General features: G+C 65.9%; 7 protein-coding genes. 2 read left to right on the forward strand and 5 right to left on the reverse strand.

Annotation, left to right across the window (positions count from 1 at the left end):
* The 3 genes from JOY90_RS17740 to pxpA form a co-directional block, all read right to left on the reverse strand.
* Window positions 1-258: hydantoinase/oxoprolinase N-terminal domain-containing protein (locus JOY90_RS17740; RefSeq protein WP_291692418.1), on the reverse strand; the 258-nt coding region annotated here is incomplete at its 3' end.
* 239 nt (window positions 259-497) lie between these two features.
* Window positions 498-1,457: a helix-turn-helix domain-containing protein gene (locus JOY90_RS17745; RefSeq protein ID WP_291692419.1), complete on the reverse strand. Its 960-nt coding sequence runs from the start codon at window positions 1,455-1,457 to the stop codon at window positions 498-500.
* Window positions 1,458-1,478: 21 nt separating this feature from the next.
* Window positions 1,479-2,204 (reverse strand): 5-oxoprolinase subunit PxpA, encoded by a 726-nt coding sequence (gene pxpA, locus JOY90_RS17750; protein WP_291692420.1) that lies wholly within the window; start codon window positions 2,202-2,204, stop codon window positions 1,479-1,481.
* Here pxpA and JOY90_RS17755 point away from each other — a divergent pair.
* Window positions 2,179-2,445 (forward strand): hypothetical protein, encoded by a 267-nt coding sequence (locus JOY90_RS17755; RefSeq protein WP_291692421.1) that lies wholly within the window; start codon window positions 2,179-2,181, stop codon window positions 2,443-2,445. The two genes, pxpA and JOY90_RS17755, sit on opposite strands and share 26 nt — an antisense overlap.
* Window positions 2,446-2,649: 204 nt before the next feature.
* Window positions 2,650-3,843, forward strand: coding sequence for a MalY/PatB family protein (locus JOY90_RS17760; RefSeq protein ID WP_291692422.1), 1,194 nt, complete (start codon window positions 2,650-2,652; stop codon window positions 3,841-3,843).
* 10 nt (window positions 3,844-3,853) lie between these two features.
* Here JOY90_RS17760 and JOY90_RS17765 read toward each other — a convergent pair whose 3' ends face one another.
* Window positions 3,854-5,434: a tannase/feruloyl esterase family alpha/beta hydrolase gene (locus JOY90_RS17765; RefSeq protein ID WP_291692424.1), complete on the reverse strand. Its 1,581-nt coding sequence runs from the start codon at window positions 5,432-5,434 to the stop codon at window positions 3,854-3,856.
* Window positions 5,435-5,580: 146 nt separating this feature from the next.
* A complete protein-coding gene (locus JOY90_RS17770; RefSeq protein ID WP_291692423.1) occupies window positions 5,581-6,003 on the reverse strand; it encodes a dihydrofolate reductase family protein in 423 nt (140 codons plus the stop codon).
* Between the last annotated feature and the right edge of the window lie 269 nt (window positions 6,004-6,272).

The following is a 6,272-nucleotide window of genomic DNA, read 5'->3' on the forward strand; positions in this document are numbered from 1 at the left end:
AAAACCCTTGGTGGTGACCACCGCGGTGCGCGGCAGGCGGCGCGTGATCAGCGCGTTGGTCGCGACCGTCGTGCCGTGCGAGAACATCGCCACCTCGGAGAGGTCGATGCCGGCCTTGGAGACGCCGCCCATGATCCCGTCGATGGGATCGCGCGTCGAGGCGGTCTTCTCGATGCGGATGCGGCCGGTCACCTCATCCATGATGCAGATGTCGGTGAAGGTGCCGCCGACGTCGACGGCCACGCGAAGGTTCTGCACGCTGCGACTTCCTTTCGACTTCATCATGCCGGCGTTGGGGCGCACGCGGGACCGTCCGGATCAATCGATCCAGGCGCCGCGATCGTTCGTTCGACCGGCGAGTTGGAAGTGTCGATGAAAGGAGTGTACGTAGTTCAGCCATGCCCCGCTTGACGCTGAGCGCAGAAAGTCTTGCGCGAGAGAGCGTGGAGCGCCCAATTTGCGGGCTTTGCTCACCGCTACGTAGTAGAGCGACGGCCTCACGCCTCCGGCGCGCGCGAGGCGGCGCGGGCCTCGCTCGGCGTGCAGCCGAACCGGTTGCGATAGTTGCGGCTGAACTGCGCCTGGTCGCCGAACCCCCAGAGATAGGCGATCTCCGAGATGCTCTTGCGACAGCCCGGATCGCGCAGCAGCGCGTCGCAGGTCAACAGGCGCTGGTTGCGAATATAGGCGGAGACGGTGATGCCTTCCGCCTCGAAGATCTGGTGCAGATAGCGCAGCGAGATGCCGCAGCCGGTTGCCACCGTCTGCGGCGTCAGCTCGGTATCGGCGAGCCGCGAGCGGATGAACTGCTCGCAGCGGTGCAGATGCGCGTTGCGGACCGACGAGGCGTGACCGACCAGCACACGCTCGTCGGCTTCCACCGCCATGGCCAGCAGATCGACGAGATGCTTGCCGATCAGCGCGCGGGCCGGCTCCTCCATCTCATCAAGCCGGGCGCCGGCCAGCCGCAGCGTGTCGACGAACAGCGCGCCGGTGCTGCGGCTGGCGTCGAACTGCAGGGTCGCGAGGCGCTCGGGGCGGGAAATCCGCGCGCGCAGGACGCTGCTCGGCACCTTCAGCACCCACAGCGCCGCCGGATCGCGGTGGCTGAACTCGTAGGGAAGATGGCTGCGCTCGATCAAGAACGCGCCGGGCCGGCAGCGGACGTCCCGGCCATCCTGCACGAAGCGGATTTCCGCCAGCTCAGGCACCGTGATGAGAAAGCACTCCTCCCGCTCGTTCAGGAGATGCCGCTCGTGGCGACGATACAGCAAGCCGTCCGAGACGTTGCGCGACACCGAGACGGGACCAAGCGACCACGCACCGAGGCTGCCGTTGAACCCGCCGCCACCGGCAAAGGTAATATCCAGCGGAAAGTAGGTCCGGGAGATGATCTCCTGCCAGTAGTGCCGCCGATCCTGCGGCGGGATCGGGCTCGTCGCGTAGGTCGCCTGCATGTCACCCCTCCATCCGATCGGTCAGTCCAGCCAGGGCCGCAACGCCTCCTTCAGCGTCCGTGCGAGTTGCACCGCGTTCGGCGTGTCGGAATGCACGCAGATGGCGTCGGGCTTCATCTCGATGTCGCTGCCGTCGATCGCCGTGGCCTTGCCCTCGCGCATCACCCGCACCGCGCGGCGCGCCGCCTCCTCCGGATTGCGCGCCTCGTGCTCCCGGGTGATGATCAGCGCGCCGGACGGGTCATAGTCGAGATCGGCATAATACTCGCCGAGCATCTTCAATCCGCGCGCGAGATAGACCGTCTCGTGCAAGGTGTTGCGCATGCCGAGCACGGGGACGCCGAAAATCTCGGCGGCGTCCGCGATGGCATGCGCCACCTCCTCGTTGCGCGTCGCCGCACCATAGAGCGCGCCATGCGGCTTGATGTGGTTGAGCGGAAGGCCGGCCGCGTCCAGAAAGCCCTTGAGCGCGCCGATCTGATAGATCAGGCAGGCCGAGAGCTCGTCGCGCCCCATCTTCATCTCGCGCCGGCCGAACCCCTGCAGGTCCGGATACGACGGATGCGCACCGACGGCGACGCCATGCGCAGCGGCCAGGCGCACGGTGTTGCGCATCACCACGGGGTCGGCGGCGTGAAAGCCGCACGCGACATTGCCGACGTGAATGTGCGGCATGATGCCGGCATCGTCGCCGCAACGATAGAGGCTGAAACCCTCGCCCATGTCGCAGTTGATGATGACGCCCATGCCGTCCTCCTTTGCCATCTCGGATTTCAAGAAGCTTGGCGAAGGCGGATCGACGCTGTCAAATCGTATAAAGAAAGATTCGATATCTCGAAAATCGATGGCATTCCCGGCGCGCCATCGTCGTGGCGCCTATCCATACGCGACGCGGCATTCTTCATCTCGACGTCCCCGTGCCGTGGCCCCCTCTGCCGCCCGCGCCCGCATCAGCGCACGCAAGTTGCGTGCCATTGAAACGACGTGAAAAGCCGTCTCAATTGAGCTGAAATCTTCGTGCATTCGGTGCAAACGGACTATTTTTTCGGCAAGCTGCCGCAAGAGGGGCCCTTCGGAACTGCCCGCTGGCATCGGCAATCGGCTCGTGGCCGGTTGCGGTCGCGCCGTGCACGGGTGATGATCCGACGTTCGACTCGTTGCCCTTTCAACCGACCGACGACAAAGAGCCTCCATGAACAAGCTGGTCACCGACACCATCGCCTTCGAGATGAGCCGCGAGGCGCTGCGGGCGCGCCGCAACGCGAAATGGTGCCAGTACGAGCCGGACGTGCTGCCGGCGTTCGTCGCCGAGATGGATTTCGCGGTGGCAGCGCCGATCCAGGCGGCGATCGAACGGATCGTGCGCGAGGGCGACTACGGCTATCCCCGGCGCAACGGACAGCGCGCCGAATGGGCGGTGGCCGGCGCCTTCTCCACCCACATGAAAGCGCGGTTCGACTGGGACGTCGCGCCGGAGCTCGTGCTGCCGCTCGCCGATCTCGTGCAGGGCACTTACGCCCCGATCATCGCCTTTTCCGATCCCGGCGACGGCGTCATCCTGCAGACGCCGAACTATCCGCCGTTCCGCGACACCATCGAGACCACGGAGCGCCGGCTGATCGCGCTGCCGATGCGCGACGATGGCAGGCGCCACGTCTTCGACCTCGACGAGATCAAGCCGCAGCTCGACGCGCGCACGCGCATCTTCGTGCTGTGCAATCCGCAGAATCCGACCGGGCGCGTGTTCTCACGGGACGAGCTGATGGCGATCGCGAAGCTTGCGATCGAGCGCGACCTGATCGTGGTCTCCGACGAGATTCACTCCGACCTGATCTATCCCGGCCGCCGGCACATCCCGTTCGCCTCCCTCGGCCCGGAGATCGCCGCACGCACGGTGACGCTCAATTCGGCGACCAAGAGTTTCAACATCCCCGGCCTTCGTTGCGCGATCATGGCTTTCGGCGACAAGGAGCTGCTCGCCCGCTTCAACAAGCGCATTCCGTCAAAAATGACCGGCCAGGGCAACATCATCGGTATCGACGCCACGGTGGCGGCCTGGACCGAGGGGCAGCCCTGGCTCGACGCGGTGATGCGGCATCTGTTGCAGGCACGAAACCGAGTCGCTGACGTGCTGTCGGCGAAAGTGCCCGAAATCCACTTGCACGCCCCCGAAGCCACCTACCTCGCCTGGCTCGACTGCCGCCGGCTCGAGCTGTCGACGTCAGCGTTCCAGTTCTTCCACGACCACGCGCGCATCGGCTTCTCGGCCGGCGAGACGTTCGACCCCGATTGCCCGCAATTCGTCCGCTTCAACTTCGCAACCTCGATGACGATCCTGGAGGAGATCCTCGACCGTTTCGTCGGTGCGGTGACGCAGCGCGGCTGATCGCCGGCGCTCAGGGCGCGCAGGCGAAGCTTGACGCAAGGTTCAAAGGCCCGAACCTGTAGTGCGGCCAGGCCGGCCATCGGCAGAGCGGCAGGGTCCGGACCGTCTCGAACGACGGCGCCTCCACCTTCTGCTCGACGACTTCGAGATCGCCGGGCGCCTTCCCCTGCTCGACCCAACCGACGAGCGCGTCGAGCATGTCGACATTGGCGGGCGCGCCGGAGCCGACATGATCGACGCCGGGCGCGGTGTAGAGCCGCGCGAATTCCGCGGTCTCGGCCTTGCCAAGCTTATGCTCGACATTTTCAAAATAGCGGATGCCCGCATAGGGGCTCTGGGCGTAGTCCGACATGTGCTCGAGGATGATCAATTTGCCGCCATGGGCGCGGAAGCGGCCGAGGTCCGGATTGGTCGAATCCATCAGCGCGGAGACTTCGAGCACGCGTGCCCTGTGGTCCTCCACCTTGTAGGTGGTAACGTCGAGCTTGGGGTCGCGCGCGAACACATATTGGATGCCGCCGGCGCCGTAGATCCAGGCGATGCCGTTGTTCGGATTCGGCGGCTGCACAGGCGCCGCCTTGCCGAGCCACCATGCAAGCCAGCCGCCGGTCGGCCCGAAGGGCGGCGTGTCCTCGCCGGAGACGCCCCAGCCGGGATAGTCGTCGAGGCCGTTCGCCATCGCGAAGCTGAACTTGTAGGGCGCGTGCAGCGTGTTGATTGCGGCGATCTGCGCTGGGGTGAGGCAGTCGTCGCCCGTCCTGCCTTCGGAGCAGCGCAGGCTTTCCGGATCGAATTTCGCACGGCAGCCCGGGGCATCCGCGATCACGCCATCCTCCGCGCCATCACTCCCATCGCAGGCATTCCGCACGGCGTCCGCGACGAGCTTCACTTGGGCCGGCCGGATCCAGCCCTCGCCCATGGTCGCAAGGCCGGCGCGCGTGCCGGCGTGCTGCAACCCGACCCAGTTGATGACGGGCACCCGCGCGAACAGCCCATCGAAATCGTCGGGATAGCGCTGCGCCATGGTCAAGGCCTCGCGACCGCCCTCCGACGATCCCATGAAATAGGCGCGCTCCGGCGGCTTGCCATAGGCGCGGACCGTCAGGCCGAAGGCGGCATCGCGTACCTTCTTGTAGGAACGGTGGGCGAAATTCTCGAACGCCTCGTCGTTGAGCGCGAACGATTGCGGCGGCTCGCCGGGTTTTGTCTCGTGCCCGGAATCTGTGCCGTAGGTGACGAAACCGCGCGAAAGCGGCGACGGCTTGTCGAGGGGGTAGGCCGGCGGCAGGCCGAGGGCGCTGATCAGCGTGCCGTTGAAGCCGCCGCCGCCATATTGCAGCGAGCGGCCGTTCCATTCGACGGGAAGATTCACCTCGAACCTGATCGGCGGCGCTTTCGGGTCCACGGGTTCGATGTGGCCGAGCACTTTGCAGAACGCGGGGTTGGCCGGCGCGATCCGCGCCGATGGCGTCGGCGCCCGCTCGGCGACCGCAAGCTGCGACGGCGCCTGCAACTCGGCGCTGTCGATCCGCACGGCGTCGGCTGCGGGGCCGACAAGGCCGGCACAGGTCGCGGCCGGTCCGGCAACCATTGATGCCGCCGATGCGAACGATGCCAAGCCCAGCATCGCCATCAGAGATACCGTCAGGACGCGCCCAGTCATGATTTCCTCTCCTCGCTTTTTTGGAGAGGATCGCCTCGGCGGGGACGGAGGTCAAGATCAGGCGGCGCGTGACGTCACTCGGCGGCTTCGCGCTGCGGCACGCCCTGCTCGATGTCGAGCTGGAGGATGTCGTTGAAGCGGTTGAACGCACCGCACAGCGCGATACGCCAGGTCAATTCAGCCCCCGAGGAGAGCTCCAGTCGGCTCACGAGCTTCAAGTCGACATGCTTCGAGAGCCCCGCGAACAATTTCGGTCCGTGGCCCGCCAGCCTGGGGTGCACCACGAACTCGTACTCATCGATCAATCCCAGCTCCGCCAACGCCAACGGGAGCGTCACGCCACCCACGAGCAGTCCCTTGCCCGGCTCCTGCTTCAGTTGCTGAACGGCCTTCTCCAGATCTCCGCGCACGAGCTCCGCGTTCCAGTCGACCCGGTCCAGAGTGCTCGATACGACGTACTTCCTTGCCGCGTGGATCGTTCGGGCGAAGGGTTCCATCCAATCAGCCATCCGGTCAGGCCTCACTCCCGTCCGCGCCGGCGGCCGCCACGCCGCCTCCATCATCTCGTAGGTGACCGACCGAAGAGGAGCGCATCGGCCCGCGCAAGGTTCTCGGCTGCATGACGATGCAGGTCCTCATCCGCGACCATGAAGCGATGATCGCAGCACCCGTCCAAGGTGACGTTGATGGAATATCGAAGAGGTCGCATCAGGCAGCGGACCACCGATCGAGGTGAGATCGGACGAAGCGCCATCGCGCTTCGTTC

Origin of the sequence: Bradyrhizobium sp., assembly GCF_019242285.1 — a bacterium.
Lineage (GTDB): Bacteria > Pseudomonadota > Alphaproteobacteria > Rhizobiales > Xanthobacteraceae > Bradyrhizobium.